The sequence below is a fragment of the Streptomyces sp. NPDC031064 genome (genome assembly GCF_055570965.1).
This window is the reverse complement of sequence record NZ_JBVIGF010000005.1, coordinates 206,158-220,601: the sequence shown is the minus strand read 5'-3', so window position 1 is coordinate 220,601 and position 14,444 is coordinate 206,158. Positions and strand designations below refer to the sequence as shown.

Sequence of the window (14,444 nt, the reverse complement as noted above, 5' to 3'; positions counted from 1 at the left end):
GCGACAATGGGCCGTACGGGGCAATCGGCGCCGGAACACGCGAGGCGGAGTTCAGCAGTGAGTACGCAAGGCAGCCTGACGCACATCGACGAGTCGGGGGCGGCCCGCATGGTGGACGTCTCCGAGAAGGACGTCACCGCCCGCACCGCCCGCGCCACCGGCCGGGTCCTCGTCTCCCCCCGTGTGATCGAGCTGTTGCGCGGTGAGGGCGTCCCCAAGGGAGACGCCCTGGCCACCGCCCGTATCGCGGGCATCATGGGCGCCAAGCGCACCCCGGACCTCATCCCGCTGTGCCACCCGCTGGCCGTCTCGGGCGTGAAGCTGGACCTGTCGGTCGCGGACGACGCGGTCGAGATCGCGGCGACGGTGAAGACCACCGACCGCACGGGTGTCGAGATGGAGGCGCTCACGGCCGTGTCGGTGGCCGCGCTGACCGTCGTCGACATGATCAAGGCCGTCGACAAGGCGGCCGTGATCACCGACGTACGGGTGGAGGAGAAGACGGGCGGCAAGTCGGGCACCTACCGGCGCACCGAGGCGGAAGGGGAGCGGGCGTGACGCCCCGGGCCGGAAACGTCACCGGCGCGCACCCCCACCCCCCGGAGCGCGCCCACGAGCCGGAGCGCGCCGCCACCGCGCACGCCCCCGAGCCGGAGCACGCCCCCGCTCCGCACGCCCACACCGGCGGCAGCCCGTACCGCGCGCTGGTCGTCACCGCCTCCAACCGGGCCTCCGCCGGGGTGTACGAGGACAAGGGCGGCCCCATCCTCGCCGAGGGCCTCGCCCGCCTGGGCTTCACCGTCGACGGACCGCAGGTCGTCCCCGACGGCGACCCCGTCGAGGCCGCGCTGCGCGCCGGGGTCGAGGCCGCGTACGACGTCATCCTCACCACCGGCGGCACCGGCGTCTCGCCCACCGACCGCACCCCCGACGTCACCCGCCGGGTGCTGGACCACGAGGTCCCCGGCATCCCGGAGGCCATCCGCGCGTACGGCCGCGAGAAGGTCCCGACGGCCGTGCTGTCCCGGGGCCTGGCCGGGGTGGCCGGCCGCACCCTGATCGTCAATCTGCCCGGCTCCACCGGCGGCGTCCGCGATGGCATGGCCGTCCTGGAACGGCTCCTGGTCCACGCGGTCGACCAGCTCCGCGGCGGCGACCACCCCAGACCGTCATGAACCCGGCCTGGCCGGTGACGCTGGCGGACGGCCCCGTCGTCCTGCGGCCGATAAAGCTGCGCGACCAGCGGGCCTGGCGCGAGGTCAACCGGCGCAACCGCGACTGGCTGCGCCCCTGGGAGGCGACGATCCCACCGCCGGCCCCCGGCGTCCCGTTCGCCCAGCGCCCCACGTACCGCCAGATGGTGCGCCACCTGCGTGCCGAGGCGAACGCGGGGCGGATGCTGCCGTTCGTCGTCGAGTACGAGGGGCGGCTGGTCGGCCAGCTCACGGTCGCCGGCATCACCTGGGGCTCGATGTGCTCGGGCCACGTCGGGTACTGGGTGGACCGCGAGGTCGCGGGCCGGGGCGTCATGCCGACCTCCGTGGCGCTCGCCGTCGACCACTGCTTCCGTACGGTCGGACTGCACCGGATCGAGGTGTGCATCCGACCCGAGAACACCCCGAGCCGCCGGGTCGTGGAGAAACTGGGATTCCGCGAGGAAGGGCTGCGCCCGCGCTATCTCCACATCGACGGTGCCTGGCGCGACCACCTCGTCTTCGCGCTCACCGCCGAGGAGGTCCCGGAGGGGCTGTTGCGCCGGTGGCACCGGGTCAGCCGGGGAACCCCGCGCTGATCGACCGCAATCGACCGCGACGGCTATCAACCGCGACCGCAATCGACCGCGAACCGAGCACAGTAATAAAATATATGTTCGAATTCAGGCGGGCGTTCTGTCGGAACCGGTCGGATCAATCACAAAAAAATTCAGTGATATCAGCCAGATCGTGCGACACACCGGCCCAATTGGCCGATGGCCGGATGCGAACCCCTCTACGGTGTGAGGCGTGAGCAGCAGCGGCCTCATCTACGCAGTCATCGTCGGGGCCTGGGCCGCCTACCTGGTGCCGATGTGGCTCCGCAGGCAGGACGAGCTGAACGAAGCCCGTCCGACGGAACGCTTCAGCACCGCCATCCGGCTCCTGTCCGGACGGGCGGGCATGGAGCGCCGGTACGCCAAGGAGCTGCGCGAGCGCACCGCCGAACAGGCGGCGTCGCCCGACGTCGACCCGGACGCCGAGACGGAGCATCTGAGCTCGGTCGACGTCCGGGCCTTCGCCGCGCCCCCGGACCGTACGGAGGCGCGCCTGGAGGTCCCGGAGCTTCCGCCCGCGAGGCCACGCCCCGCCCGGCGCCCCCGCCCGGCCGGTGCGGCCGCCGAGCGCGCCCGGCGCTCCAAGGTCCTCGCCCGGCGCCGGCGGACCACGGTGATCCTCTTCCTCGCCTTCACGCTCGGCGCGATCGTCGCGGCGGTCGGCGGCCTCGCCTTCCTGTGGGCCCCGGGCGTCCCGGCCGTGCTGCTGAGCGCGTACATCGTGCACCTGCGCGCCCAGGAGCGCCGTCGCTTCGTGTACGTCATGGACCGGCGCCGCGCCGAGGCCGCGGCACAGCGCCTGCGTGAGAGCCGCCCGCGCGGCCGTACCGCCCCCGACCAGGGGGACGCGCCCGAGGCCCGCCACCCGCAGCCCGACCCCGAACCGGCCCCCGCGCTCACCCCGCAGGAGGCCGGGCGCCGCGCGCTGGTCGAGCAGACCGACCACGCCGAGTGGGTGGACCAGCAGCGCGACCACGGCCCCACCCGCGGCGATAGCTGGGACCCGGTCCCGGTGCCGCTGCCCACCTACGTCACCGCCCCGGTGGCTCCGCGCGCGACGGGCGGTGTCGACGTCACCGACCCGGAGACCTGGAGCGCGGCCCGTTCCTCCCCGGCGGAACCCACCCCGCCGCCGGCCACCCGCCAGAACCCCCACCCCAGCCCGCACCCGCCGCGCCGCCCCCACGACCACGGCAGGACACCGCTCTTCGACCAGTACGCGGACGAGGACCGCCCCCGCGCGGCCAACGAGTAGGGCGCCGCGTGACGGACCTCTCGGCGGCCCGCGGGGAACGGATTTCCAAGCACCCGGATCGGGATGCTAATGTTTCACACGTCGCAAGGGCCTGTGGCGCAGACTGGTAGCGCACCTCGTTCGCATCGAGGGGGTCAGGGGTTCAAATCCCCTCAGGTCCACGCACACACAAGATCCCGTCCGATCGCTCAGATCGGGCGGGATCTTGTCGTTGTCCGCGGGCGACGTCGGTGCCGGCCCCGGTGTTCCCCGGGGTCCGGGCGGTCGCGCCCGCGCCGGACGCGAAGGGCAACGCGAATACCGATGGGCACCGCGTGCCGGAACTCTTGTTCCAAAGTGGCGGGTTATGGAAGGCTGAGCAGCCCCGCGGGCCCAACAGGGCTTAATTGAGCGGCAGTTCGAATTTCCGGACGGTGGCACCCCCAAAAGGGAATCGGCCCCCCAAACGGAATCGGCATCCGACAAGGTATGTACCAATCAGGCGGCGTTCCCCTCAGCCCCCCATCGCAATGCCCTGAATGGAAATACACCCATGCCCTCACGCCCTCGCCCCGATTCCTCCGTTCCCCCGCCCCCTCCCTACGCGCCCACCTCTGGGGGCGCCGACGCGGCACTCGCCGGCATGCTGGGCGCGGCGCCCGGCGGCGGGGGTACTGCGGACGCCTATCCCGCCACCGTGCTCATGGCGCGGCACTGCGGGGCGGTCAGTGACTACGCGGCGCTGCTCACCGGCTCGCGCACCTATGCCTCGATGGTCGTGTCGGCCGCCTTCGCGCACGTGCTGGACGAACTGCGCCAGGGCGTGGGCGGTACGGAGGCCGCGGTGCGGCCGCGGCTGCTGGTGGCGGCGCGGCGGACCCTCGCGGAGTGGGCCGGGGACGCGCGGATCGCGGCCCTGCTGACCGGACTGCCGAATCCCGCCGGGCCGGCACCGGACCGGGAGCTGGTCGCCCGGGCATTCGCGGCATTGCCCGGGCCGGCCCAGGTTCTGCTCTGGCACCGGGAGGTCGAGGCGGAGGGCATATCCATTCCGGCGGCTTTGCTGGCCATCGACCCGCGTGCCGCGACAGCGCAACTCGAAGGGGCCCGGGAACTGTTCCGCGCGGGCTGTCTGCGCGCCCATTTCGAGCTGGCCGCCGACCCGGAATGCCGCCACTACAACCGGCTGCTCGACATATCACTGCGGCGCGGCGGCGCCCTGATCCCGGACATTCAGCGGCATTTGTCGAAGTGCCGGCACTGCCGGTACGCGGCTGAGCAACTGCGCCACTCCGACGGGCGGCTGCCGCTGCTGCTGGCCGAGGGCGTGCTCGGCGAGGGGGCCGGGGCGTACGTCGAGTCGCGGCCGGGCCGCTCCCGTGCGCGTGCCGGGGCGCAGGCCGAGGCGCGGAGGGCAGGCCGGCACTCGCGGGCCGTGCCGGTGGGGGCCGTGCGGCGCCTCGCCGGGGCCGTGCCGGGCGGCGGGGCGCTCCTGGCGGGGCTCGGGCTCGTCATGACAGGCGTCCTGGCCGTGGCGGCCGTCGCCGGCCTCTGGACGGACACCGACGGCGGGCCCGGCGCCGGAGCGGCGGCCCCGAGCAGCCCGGCCGGCAGCGCCGCCCCCGCGCCCGGCTCCCGGCCGACCACCGCCCCGCCGCAGGCGCAGCCCCAGCCGCCCTCGTCGGCCGGACACGGCGGTGGCGCCCTGACCACGCGGCTGCGCAACGCCGAGACCGGGCTGTGCCTCGACATCCGGGACGGCCGGCCCCAGGTGGGCGCCGAACTCACCCTGGCGCCGTGCTCGGGCCACCCCACCCAGGCGTGGCGGTACGAGCGGGACGGGCTGCTGCGCAGCGCCGCGGCCCCGGTCCTGTGCCCGAACTCGCAGGAGCCCTCCGGTGTGGTGGTGCTCCGGCTGTGCGCGACCCAGGCCGCGGTGACCGTGCGGTACGACCTGAGCATCCAGGGCCATGTGGTGCCCCGGTGGCACGCGGGCCTGGGCCTGGTGCCGGCCACCGCGCAGCCGGGAACCACCGTGGTGGTCAAGCTCCGCGACGGCTCGGCGTCCCAGCGCTGGCTGACCGACGACAACGCTGTCGGCGCCGCTCCCTCCCCCCGGCGGGCCGTCGGGGCGGCCGGGGACGTGGAGTCGGCACGCTCGGGAAGGGGCCCGTCGCCGGACCGGGCGCCCGGCGCGCCGGGCGGCGGCACCGGGCGCGGTCCCGGAGCGCCGCCCGGGACGGCTCCCGGGGACGGGCGCGGGGACAGCGACGGGGACGGTCGCGGGGCCGAGTACGGCGTGCGCGGCGTCCGGGACGCGGCCCCCGGACCGGGCGCGGCGGAGCCCGCCCCGGAGCCCGCCCCGGAACGCGCGCCCCTGGACGGTGTCGCGCTCCCGGCCGGAGCCGCGCCCCTGGACGGTGCCCCGCCGCTGGCCACCGTCCGGCTGCCGGGCGCGACGGTGGACGCGGCGGTCGGCGTGCGGTGAGGGCCGCCCGGCCGCCCGGCGGGCGAGCCCCCGCCCGCCGGGCGCCGCCGGAGTCAGCCGGTCAGGAGACCTGGGCCTTGTCGTACAGGGCCTTGGCCTCGTTGCCGAAGTACGGCCCGAACATCCGGTTCGGCAGGAAGGTGTACCCGAAGCTGTTCACCGAGACCTGGAGGCCCGTGCCGGTCGCCTCGCTGAAGCCGGTGAACCAGGGGCCGCCGCTGGAGCCGCCGGTCATGTTGCAGCCCAGGCTGTGGTCCTGGGAGAAGAGGAAGTCCTTGGAGGAGTTCCCGCTGCAGTAGATCAGCTTGGAGCCGTCGTAGGGAGACGCGGCCGGGAAGCCGAAGGCGTACATCTGCTTGTTGTAGCCGCCGTTGAACTGGATGCCCTGGGCGCCGGTGACGGACGTGAGCTTCTGGCCGTTCAGGGGGGCGACGACGGCCGCGCCGATGTCGTGGTTGATGTCCTCGCTCGCCTCCCACTGCGGGGTGGTGAGCGTCTTGGTGGCGGTCCACTGGCCGTGGGGCGCCTGGCCGTTGTTGTACGCGGGGACGAAGACCCAGTTGGTGTGCCAGCTCCCCTGGTACTTCACGCAGTGCCCGGCGGTGATGACCGTGCTGGCGTTTTGGCTGGTCACGGCGTTGCCGGAGCAGGAGGCGGTACGGCCCTGGAAGGTGAAGAAGACCCTGCCGGACGTCTTCACGACCGCTCCGCCGCCGGTCCAGGCTCCGCCCGCCTGGGGGAAGGCGGTGGGGGCGACGGTCGTCGTCTCGCCGCCGGGCTTCGGGGTCTTGAGCTTCTTCAGCGCCTGCGGGGTGAGCAGCAGGTCGAGCGGGGTGGCGCCGCGCATCCGCTCGGCGGTCCAGAACGTGCGGGCCGTCTGCTGTTCGGCGGTGGGGACGCCCCGTGCGGCGGGGGCGGGAGCGGGGGCGGGGGACGACGGGGCCGCGGTGGCGGTGGTGGTCGACAGGGCGCCGGTGATCAGGGCTCCGACGGTCAGCAGGACGCCCATGGCGGTGCGTTGGCCTCTCACGCATGTCTCCTTCTGCCGTGCCCGGGGCGCGGTCGGCGCGGCCGGGCAGGGTGGGGGAACGAAGAGCGGTGCGGATCGACGTGCGTGAGGCAGGGTGCCACGGACGGCTGTTGTTTGTCAGGGGCGCGTCATGACTGATTTCGGCGTCACTTCAGCGGTTTCGCGAAGCAGCGGCTGCTCTCGTACTCGCGGTAGTAGCCGAACTTGGCGCACGGCTCGTACCCGCTGGACGTGTAGAGCGCGATGGCCTCCGGCTGCGCGTCGCCGGTCTCCAGCACCATGCGGGTGCGGCCGGCGGACCGGGCGTCGTCCTCCAGGGCGGCGAGGATGCGGCGGGCCAGGCCCAGGCCCCGGGCCTCGGGGACCACGTACATGCGCTTGAGCTCGGCGTCGCCGTCGGCGTACCCCTCCTCGTTCTCGTCCTGCGTGCGCCAGCCGCCGGTGGCGACGGGGCGGTCGCCGGCGTCGTAGGCGATGAGGTACAGACCGTGCGGCGGGCGGAACATCGTCGGGTCCAGCGGTGTGAGGTCGCCCTCGTCGTCGTAACGCTCGGCGTACTCGAGCTGGACCATGTCGTTGAGTTTGCGGGCGTCGGGGTGGTCGAACGGCGTAGGGCGTATAATCATGCGGAGCATCGTACATTCATGCGGGGCGATCTTCGAGGGCTTCTCGGTAGTGTGCCCGGATGCTCATTGTGACGTCCGTGAACGTGAATGGTCTCCGCGCAGCCGCGAAGAAGGGGTTCGTGGAGTGGCTGGCCGCCACCGAGGCCGATGTCGTGTGCCTCCAGGAGGTACGGGCGGAGGAGGCGCAGCTCCCCGAGGCGGTCCGCTCGCCCGAGGACTGGTACACCATCCACGCCCCGGCCGCCGCCAAGGGCCGCGCGGGTGTCGCCCTCTACACGCGGCGTGAACCGGACGCCGTGCGGATCGGCTTCGGGTCGAGCGAGTTCGACGGCAGCGGGCGGTACGTCGAGGCCGACCTGCCGGGCGTCACGGTCGCCAGCCTCTACCTGCCCTCGGGCGAGGTCGGCACGGAGCGGCAGGACGAGAAGATCCGCTTCATGGGCGAGTTCCTGCCGTACCTCAAGGAACTCAGGGAGCGGGCGGCCGCCGACGGCCGCGAGGTGGTCGTCTGCGGCGACTGGAACATCGCCCACCAGGAGGCCGACCTGAAGAACTGGAAGGCCAACCGGAAGAACTCCGGCTTCCTCCCCGAGGAGCGGGAGTGGCTGACCCGCGTCTTCGACGAGGCGTCGTACGTGGACGTCGTCCGCGCCCTGCACCCCGGTCAGGAGGGGCCGTACTCGTGGTGGTCCTACCGCGGCCGCGCCTTCGACAACGACGCGGGCTGGCGTATCGACCTCCAGGTCGCCACGCCCGGCCTCGCGGCCCGCGCGGTCAAGGCCTGGGTGGAGCGCGCGGCGACGCACGGCGAGCGGTGGAGCGACCACGCCCCGGTGACGGCGGCGTACGACCTGTAGGGCGGGCCGCCGGGCAAGCGGGATGACGTGATCCGGAAGTGAGGGTATGTCACCGCTTGTGTGGCGGCCGGTGTGGCGGGACCGGGTTCGGGGGAATGCTTCTGGCAGGGTGAGGCGGTGTGCGCAGCACCGCCGTACGTACGCCGCTGAGGTCCGTCCTGGTCGCCGCGGTCACGTGCGGAGTGCTGGTCGCCGCCACCGTACCGACGTCGGCCACCGTCCCGGTTCCCGCTTCCGAGATCCCCGCCGGGACGCCCGACGTCCTTGTCACCGATCAGGCCTCCAAGCGCGTCCTGCTCCTCGACGGAGGGCGGCGCGAGTGGGACCCGGGCGCTGATCCGGACGCCGTGAAGTGGGCGTTCTCGCCGGTCGGGGACGCCCGGTACGCGGACCTGGACCCGGACGTGAGCTGGGTGCACCCGAGCGAGGCCAAGGTGCGCACCTGGCGTGGCCGGACGTACGTGCTGACGGTGGCCTCGTACGGCTTCGCCGCGGTGGTCGAGTACCCGTCGGGCGGGCGGTACTGGGGCGACGCGCTCTCGCCGGGCACCATCCGGGACAACCCGCACAGCATCGAGCTGCTGCCGGACGGCAAGGTCGCCGTCGCGGGCAGCACCGGCGGCCTCGTGCGGCTGTACGCGGCCCCGCGCGGCCGGGCGGACGTGCCGCACGCGACGTACCCGCTGAAGGACGCGCACGGGCTCCAGTGGGACGCCGGGCGGCGCGTGCTGTGGGCGCTGGGCGGTGACCGGCTGGTGGCGCTGAAGGCGGGCGGTACGGCGGCGGGGCCGACGCTCGAAGCGGTCTTCGAGGCGCGGCTGCCGACCCCGCACGGGCACGACCTGGGGCAGGTGGCGGACGACCCCGACCGGCTGTGGGTGAGCAGCGGCTCGGCCGTGTACCAGTACGTGAAGAGCACCGGGGCGTTCGTGCGGGACTTCCCGGACGCGGCGGGGGTCGGCCGGGCGCGGGTCAAGGCGGTGGGGGACGACCCGGTGACCGGCCAGGTGGTCTCGACCGTGCCGGAGCGGGGGCTGGGCGAGACGTGGTGGACGCGCACGGTCGCGGTGCACCGGCCGGCCCGGGCGTACCGGCTGGTGGACGGCGGGATCTACAAGGCGCGGTGGTGGCTGCCGTGAGTGGGTCGTAGCCCCCGCTCCGCCGCCCGGCGGAGGCGGATGCGACCGTACGGCGACGCGGGCCGGGACGGCCGGGCGGAAGCATGAACGCATGCTGAGGATGACCGCTCTTCCGGACGTTCCCCGTTGGGCCGTGCTGGCCGCCCACACCGTGCCGTTGATCACCCTGCCGTCGGGCCTGTGGCGGATCGGCGTGGCGCTCGGACTGCCGCTGGCCGACTACCGGCCCGTCGGGTGGGAGGCCGTGTACGTCGTCGGGCTCAGCGTGGTGGCGGAGGCGCTGGCGCTGCTGACGCTCGGGCTGGTGCGGGCGTGGGGCGAGGTCGTGCCCCGGTGGGTTCCGCTGCTGGGCGGCCGGCGGGTGCCGCCGCGCGCCGCGACCGTGCCGGCGCTGACCGGCGCGGCGGGGCTGGCGGCGCTGTGCGCGTGGTCCTTCTACGCCCAGTACGCGGGGCTGGGGGAGGGCAGCATCGGGACGCCGGCCCAGGACCTGCTCCTGGTGGTCTGTTACGTGCCGCTGCTCGCCTGGCCGCCGCTGCTGGTGGCGGTGACCGTCGCGTACGGGCGGCGGCGCGGCGCTGCGACCGCGGCTTAGGGCGCGAGGGCGCGCAGGCGGCGGTCGAGTGCCATCGAGACCTCCGCCTCCACCACGCTCTTGGCGAGCGGCCGCAGCCGTACGAGGTCGGCCTCCCCGCCCGTGTGCTCGTACAGCAGGTCGGTGAAGAGGCGGGCCAGGGCGTCCGCGTGTTCCCGGACCCGGCCGGCCGTCGCGAGGACCGCCGCGAGCGGGACGCCCTCCTTGACCAGCGCGGCCGAGACGTCCAGCAGGCGGCGGCTGACGTGCACGATCTCCTGGCCGTCCGTGGCCAGGTAGCCCAACTCCAGGGCGGCGGCCAGGTTTTCGGGCGTGACCTGGTCGGCGAAGTGGTCGGCCAGCTCCTCGGGCGTGAGCCGGACCGGCTCCTCCTCGGTCGGCTCGCCCAGCCCGAGCACCTCGCCGACGTCGCGGCCGCTCTCGAAGGCGGCGGCCAGGTCGGCGATGCCGTTGAGGGTGTGGCCGCGCTCCAGCAGGGCGGCGATCGTCCGCAGCCGGGCCAGGTGGTGGGGCCCGTACCAGGCGATGCGGCCCTCGCGGCGGGGTGGCGGGATCAGGCCGCGCTCGCGGTAGAAGCGCAGGGTACGTGCCGTGATGCCGGCCGCCTCGGCCAGCTCTTCCATGCGGTACTCACGCGTGGGGGCCGGTTGCCCGTTCGTCCGCTGGTTCGTCACGCCCGCAACCCTATGTCGTACCGCCGGTAACTTCCTTGGTTCGACCCCTACCGCTCGGTAAGGACCTGCTCTACTCTCCCAACAACCGTGCCAGTGATTGCTGGCAGAGTTTGCGGATTTCGGATTTCCGATGCGGAGGCGGCATGAGCCAGCACGAGCACGTACGAGTGGCGGTGATCGGATCCGGATTCGGCGGCCTCGGAGCCGCCGTCCGGCTGCGCCGCGAGGGGATCACCGACTTCGTCGTCCTGGAGCGGGCCGACTCCGTCGGCGGCACCTGGCGCGACAACAGCTACCCCGGCTGCGCCTGCGACGTACCGTCCCACCTCTACTCGTTCTCGTTCGCGCCCAACCCCGACTGGCCGCGCACCTTCTCCGGGCAGCGCCACATCCGCGCCTACCTGGAGCACGTTACCGACACCTTCCGGCTGCGCCCGCACCTCCGCCTCAACCACGAGGTGCTGATGATGCGCTGGGACAACGACGAGCTGCGGTGGGAGATCGAGACCTCGCGGGGCACGCTCACCGCCGACGTCGTCGTCTCCGCGACCGGCCCGCTGTCCGACCCGAAGATCCCGGACATCCCCGGCCTCGCCGCCTTCGAGGAGGCGGGCGGCAAGGTCTTCCACTCCGCCCGCTGGGACCACGACTACGACCTGGCCGGCAAGCGCGTCGCGATGATCGGCACCGGTGCCTCCGCCATCCAGATCGTGCCGGCGATCCAGCCGAAGGCCGGGAAGGTGACGCTGTTCCAGCGCACCCCGCCGTGGGTCATGCCCCGCATGGACCGCGCCATCAGCGGCGTCGAGCGGTGGCTGCACCGGCAGTTGCCGTTCACCGGGACCGCGCGGCGCGGACTGCTCTGGGGCATCCGGGAGTTGCAGGTCAGCGCGTTCACCAAGCGGCCGAACGAGCTGCGGCTGGTCGAGTCGATCGCCAAGGCCAACATGGCCAGGGCCATCAAGGACCCCGCGCTGCGGGCCAAGCTGACCCCGTCGTACCGCATCGGCTGCAAGCGGATCCTGCTGTCCAGCGAGTACTACCCGGCCATCGCGCGGCCCAACGTGGACGTCGTCGCCTCCGGTCTGGCGGAGGTGCGCGGCCGGACGGCCGTCGCCGCCGACGGGACCGAGGCCGAGGTCGACGCGATCATCTTCGGCACCGGCTTCCACGTCACCGACATGCCGATCGCCGACCGGGTGGTGGGCGCCGACGGGATCACGCTGGCCGAGGCGTGGAAGGACGGCATGGAGTCGCTGCGCGGTGCGACCGCCGCGGGCTTCCCCAACTGGATGACCATCATCGGGCCGAACACCGGCCTGGGGAACTCCTCCATGATCCTCATGATCGAGTCGCAGCTCAACTACATGGCCGACTACCTGCGGCAGTTGAACCTGCTCGGCGAGCGGGCCGCGCTCGCCGCCCGGCCCTCGGCGGTGGCCGCGTGGAACCGGCGCGTACAGGCCCGGATGGAGCGGACGGTGTGGAAGGCCGGCGGCTGCGATAGCTGGTACCTGGACGCCAACGGCCGCAACACCACGCTCTGGCCCGGCACGACCTCCGAGTTCCGGCGCGCGACGCGGACGGTGGACCTGTCGGAGTACGAGGTCGTGCGCGTGCGTTCGCTGCCGAAGGAGGCCGCGGCATGAGGGTCGTCCCCGCCGTCTCCGCCGACGGATCGTCGCTGCACGTCGAGGTGTACGGGCCCGAGGGCGCCCCGGCGGTGGTCCTGGCCCACGGCTGGACCTGCTCGACCGAGTTCTGGGCCGCCCAGGTGCGGGACCTGTCCGCCGACCACCGGGTGATCGTCTACGACCAGCGCGGTCACGGGCGTACGCCCGCCGTCGGGCCGTCCGGATACACGACCGACGCCCTCGCCGACGACCTGGAGGCCGTACTGGCCGCCACGCTCGAACCGGGCGAGAAGGCCGTGCTCGCCGGGCACTCCATGGGCGGCATGACGCTCATGGCGGCGGCCGGGCGGCCGGGGCTGCGCGAGCACGCGGCGGCGGTTCTGCTGTGCAGCACGGGCCCCTCGCGGCTGGTCGCCGAGTCGCTGGTGCTGCCGATGCGGGCCGGGCGGCTGCGGACCCGGCTGACCCGTGCCGTCCTGGGCGCCCGGGCGCCCCTCGGGCCGGTCACCCCCGTGTCGAAGGCCATCCTCAAGTACGCCACGATGGGCCCCGGTTCGGCGCGCGAACGGGTCGCGGAGTGCGCCCGGATCGTGCACGCCTGCCCGCGCCGGGTGCGGGTGGCGTGGTCGCACGTGCTCGCGGAACTGGACCTGGAGGCCGGGGTGCGGCAGTTGACGGTACCGACGGCGGTGCTGGCCGGCACGGCGGACCGGCTCACGCCACCCGTCCACGCCCGGGCGCTGGCCGCCGCCCTGCCCGCCTGTGTGGGCCTGGAGGAACTGGCGGGCGTCGGGCACATGACACCGGTCGAGGCGCCGGAGGCCGTGACCGCCCGGATACGCGCCCTGGTGACCACGTACGTCCGTACCGAGCAGGAGGAGGTCGCATGAGCAGGGTGAGCCTGGAGGGACAGGTCGCGGTCGTCACGGGAGGCGCGCGGGGTGTCGGCGAACTGCTGGCGCGCAAGCTGTCCGCGCGGGGCGCGAAGGTCGCGCTGCTGGGCCTGGAGCCGGAGCTGCTCAAGGAGGTGTCCGGCCGGCTGCACACCGAGAGCGACTGGTGGCACGTCGACGTCACCGACCACGAGGCCATGGCCCAGGTCGCGGGCGAGGTGAAGGAGCGCTTCGGCAAGGTGGACATCGTCGTCGCCAACGCGGGCGTGGCGGCGGGCGGTCCGTTCGTGGACTCCGACCCGGACGCCTGGCGGCGGGTCATCGAGGTGAACCTGATCGGCGGCGCGGTGACGGGGCGGGCGTTCCTGCCCGTGCTCATGGAGAGCCGGGGCTACTTCCTCCAGATCGCCTCCCTCGCGGCGATCACCCCGGCGCCGATGATGACCGCGTACTGCGCGTCCAAGTCGGGCGTGGAGGCGTTCGCGCACAGCCTGCGCGCGGAGGTCGCCCACAAGGGCGTACGGGTCGGCGTCGGCTACCTGTCGTGGACCGACACCGACATGGTGCGCGGCGCCGACGAGGACGACGTGATGCGGGAGTTGCGGCAGCGGCTGCCGTGGCCGTCGAACCGTACGTACCCGCTCGGCCCCGCGGTCGACCGGATCGTCGCCGGGATCGAGCGGCGCTCCGCGCACGTGTACGCCCAGTGGTGGCTGCGCGGCATGCAGTCGATGCGCGGCTACCTGCCGGGGCTCATCGCGACGGTGGGGCAGCGCGAGATGAGGCGCTTCGAGCCCCGGCTGGCCGGGGTGGGGAAGGGGCTGGTCGGCGCCGGCGGCGCGGCGGACGAACAGGCGCGTACGGAGCGTGACCGTTCGGTGACTACTTGATCGAAATGCGCGGTATGTCGGGGCGTGCCAGGCTGGTCGAGGCCGGGGGCCGATGACGGTCCCCGGAGTCCCCCACACCCTTTCAGGAGAAACCTCGATGGGTATCGCAGACCAGTTCAACGACAAGGCGCAGGAGATGAAGGACCAGACCAAGCGCCGGGCCCAGGACGCGAAGCGCGAGGCGCAGGAGCGTACGCAGAAGGGCCAGCAGAAGGGCCGCCAGCCGCGCGACGAGCGTCGCCAGGGCCTCCAGGACGACATGCAGGGCCAGCGTGCCCGGGCGGACGAGGGCTACGACATCTGACGCCACGGCGGTAGGCAGGGCGCACCCGGGACGCCGGGTGCGCCCTCGCGCGTACGGGGCCGCGCGCCCGGCTCCCGCCGCGGGGGGCGTACGTGTACGCCCGTGGGCGCCCGGCACCGGGGGCTGCGCCCCGGGCCCCGCCGGTGGTGGCTGACGCCCCGGTGCGCGGCAGCTTCGCGCCGCGGGGGCGGGCGCCCGGGGCTCGTTCCCCCACCCCGCCCCTTCCCGAAACCGGGGCTCCGCCCCGGCCCCCAGGCCCCCGGTCGGGGG

At 73.7% G+C, this 14,444-nt stretch carries 15 protein-coding genes and 1 tRNA gene; 13 read left to right on the top strand and 3 right to left on the bottom strand.

Features of this window, described 5'->3' with window-relative positions; genetic code table 11:
* The first annotated feature begins 57 nt into the window (after positions 1 to 57).
* The 6 genes from moaC (at position 58) to ACZ46W_RS19785 (ending at position 5,532) form a co-directional block, all read left to right on the top strand.
* Positions 58 to 558, top strand: a complete 501-nt coding sequence (moaC, locus tag ACZ46W_RS19810) for a cyclic pyranopterin monophosphate synthase MoaC (protein WP_468339167.1) — start codon at positions 58 to 60, stop codon at positions 556 to 558.
* 146 nt (positions 559 to 704) lie between these two features.
* Positions 705 to 1,175, top strand: a complete 471-nt coding sequence (locus ACZ46W_RS19805; protein WP_468339842.1) for a MogA/MoaB family molybdenum cofactor biosynthesis protein — start codon at positions 705 to 707, stop codon at positions 1,173 to 1,175.
* A gap of 14 nt (positions 1,176 to 1,189) precedes the next feature.
* Positions 1,190 to 1,792, top strand: coding sequence for a GNAT family N-acetyltransferase (locus ACZ46W_RS19800; RefSeq protein ID WP_468339840.1), 603 nt, complete (start codon positions 1,190 to 1,192; stop codon positions 1,790 to 1,792).
* 211 nt (positions 1,793 to 2,003) lie between these two features.
* Complete coding sequence (gene sepX, locus ACZ46W_RS19795; RefSeq protein WP_468339165.1) at positions 2,004 to 3,065, top strand: divisome protein SepX/GlpR; 1,062 nt, start codon at positions 2,004 to 2,006, stop codon at positions 3,063 to 3,065.
* A gap of 87 nt (positions 3,066 to 3,152) precedes the next feature.
* Positions 3,153 to 3,226: transfer RNA gene (locus ACZ46W_RS19790), tRNA-Ala, on the top strand.
* A gap of 371 nt (positions 3,227 to 3,597) precedes the next feature.
* The gene (locus tag ACZ46W_RS19785) at positions 3,598 to 5,532 is read left to right on the top strand and encodes an RICIN domain-containing protein (RefSeq protein WP_468339163.1); all 1,935 of its coding nucleotides are present in this window, start codon (positions 3,598 to 3,600) and stop codon (positions 5,530 to 5,532) included.
* A gap of 61 nt (positions 5,533 to 5,593) precedes the next feature.
* On the opposite strand, the gene ACZ46W_RS19780 is transcribed toward ACZ46W_RS19785, so the two are convergent.
* Both ACZ46W_RS19780 and ACZ46W_RS19775 read right to left on the bottom strand, forming a co-directional pair.
* Positions 5,594 to 6,562: a trypsin-like serine peptidase gene (locus ACZ46W_RS19780; protein WP_468339161.1), complete on the bottom strand. Its 969-nt coding sequence runs from the start codon at positions 6,560 to 6,562 to the stop codon at positions 5,594 to 5,596.
* 146 nt (positions 6,563 to 6,708) lie between these two features.
* Positions 6,709 to 7,188 carry a GNAT family N-acetyltransferase gene (locus ACZ46W_RS19775; protein ID WP_468339159.1) on the bottom strand — a complete coding sequence of 160 codons (480 nt, stop codon included), beginning with the start codon at positions 7,186 to 7,188 and terminating at the stop codon, positions 6,709 to 6,711.
* Positions 7,189 to 7,247: 59 nt separating this feature from the next.
* Here ACZ46W_RS19775 and ACZ46W_RS19770 point away from each other — a divergent pair, with 59 nt between their 5' ends.
* The 3 genes from ACZ46W_RS19770 (at position 7,248) to ACZ46W_RS19760 (ending at position 9,779) form a co-directional block, all read left to right on the top strand.
* The gene (locus tag ACZ46W_RS19770) at positions 7,248 to 8,045 is read left to right on the top strand and encodes an exodeoxyribonuclease III (protein ID WP_468339157.1); all 798 of its coding nucleotides are present in this window, start codon (positions 7,248 to 7,250) and stop codon (positions 8,043 to 8,045) included.
* Positions 8,046 to 8,164: 119 nt separating this feature from the next.
* Positions 8,165 to 9,184, top strand: coding sequence for a DUF6528 family protein (locus ACZ46W_RS19765; RefSeq protein ID WP_468339155.1), 1,020 nt, complete (start codon positions 8,165 to 8,167; stop codon positions 9,182 to 9,184).
* Between the two features lie 91 nt (positions 9,185 to 9,275).
* Positions 9,276 to 9,779 (top strand): hypothetical protein, encoded by a 504-nt coding sequence (locus ACZ46W_RS19760; RefSeq protein WP_468339153.1) that lies wholly within the window; start codon positions 9,276 to 9,278, stop codon positions 9,777 to 9,779.
* Here the strand turns inward: ACZ46W_RS19760 and ACZ46W_RS19755 are convergent.
* Positions 9,776 to 10,402 carry a MerR family transcriptional regulator gene (locus tag ACZ46W_RS19755; RefSeq protein WP_468339838.1) on the bottom strand — a complete coding sequence of 209 codons (627 nt, stop codon included), beginning with the start codon at positions 10,400 to 10,402 and terminating at the stop codon, positions 9,776 to 9,778. The two genes, ACZ46W_RS19760 and ACZ46W_RS19755, sit on opposite strands and share 4 nt — an antisense overlap.
* A gap of 194 nt (positions 10,403 to 10,596) precedes the next feature.
* On the opposite strand from ACZ46W_RS19755, the gene ACZ46W_RS19750 reads away from it, so the two are divergent.
* The 4 genes from ACZ46W_RS19750 (at position 10,597) to ACZ46W_RS19735 (ending at position 14,174) form a co-directional block, all read left to right on the top strand.
* Entirely contained in the window at positions 10,597 to 12,102 is a 1,506-nt protein-coding gene (locus tag ACZ46W_RS19750; RefSeq protein WP_468339151.1) for a flavin-containing monooxygenase, read from the top strand.
* Positions 12,099 to 12,977, top strand: a complete 879-nt coding sequence (locus ACZ46W_RS19745) for an alpha/beta fold hydrolase (protein WP_468339149.1) — start codon at positions 12,099 to 12,101, stop codon at positions 12,975 to 12,977. The genes ACZ46W_RS19750 and ACZ46W_RS19745 overlap by 4 nt, the downstream gene beginning before the upstream one ends.
* Positions 12,974 to 13,870, top strand: coding sequence for an SDR family oxidoreductase (locus tag ACZ46W_RS19740; RefSeq protein WP_468339147.1), 897 nt, complete (start codon positions 12,974 to 12,976; stop codon positions 13,868 to 13,870). Before ACZ46W_RS19745 ends, ACZ46W_RS19740 begins: the two co-directional genes overlap by 4 nt.
* 97 nt (positions 13,871 to 13,967) lie before the next feature.
* A complete protein-coding gene (locus ACZ46W_RS19735) occupies positions 13,968 to 14,174 on the top strand; it encodes a hypothetical protein (RefSeq protein WP_468339145.1) in 207 nt (68 codons plus the stop codon).
* Positions 14,175 to 14,444: the final 270 nt, after the last annotated feature.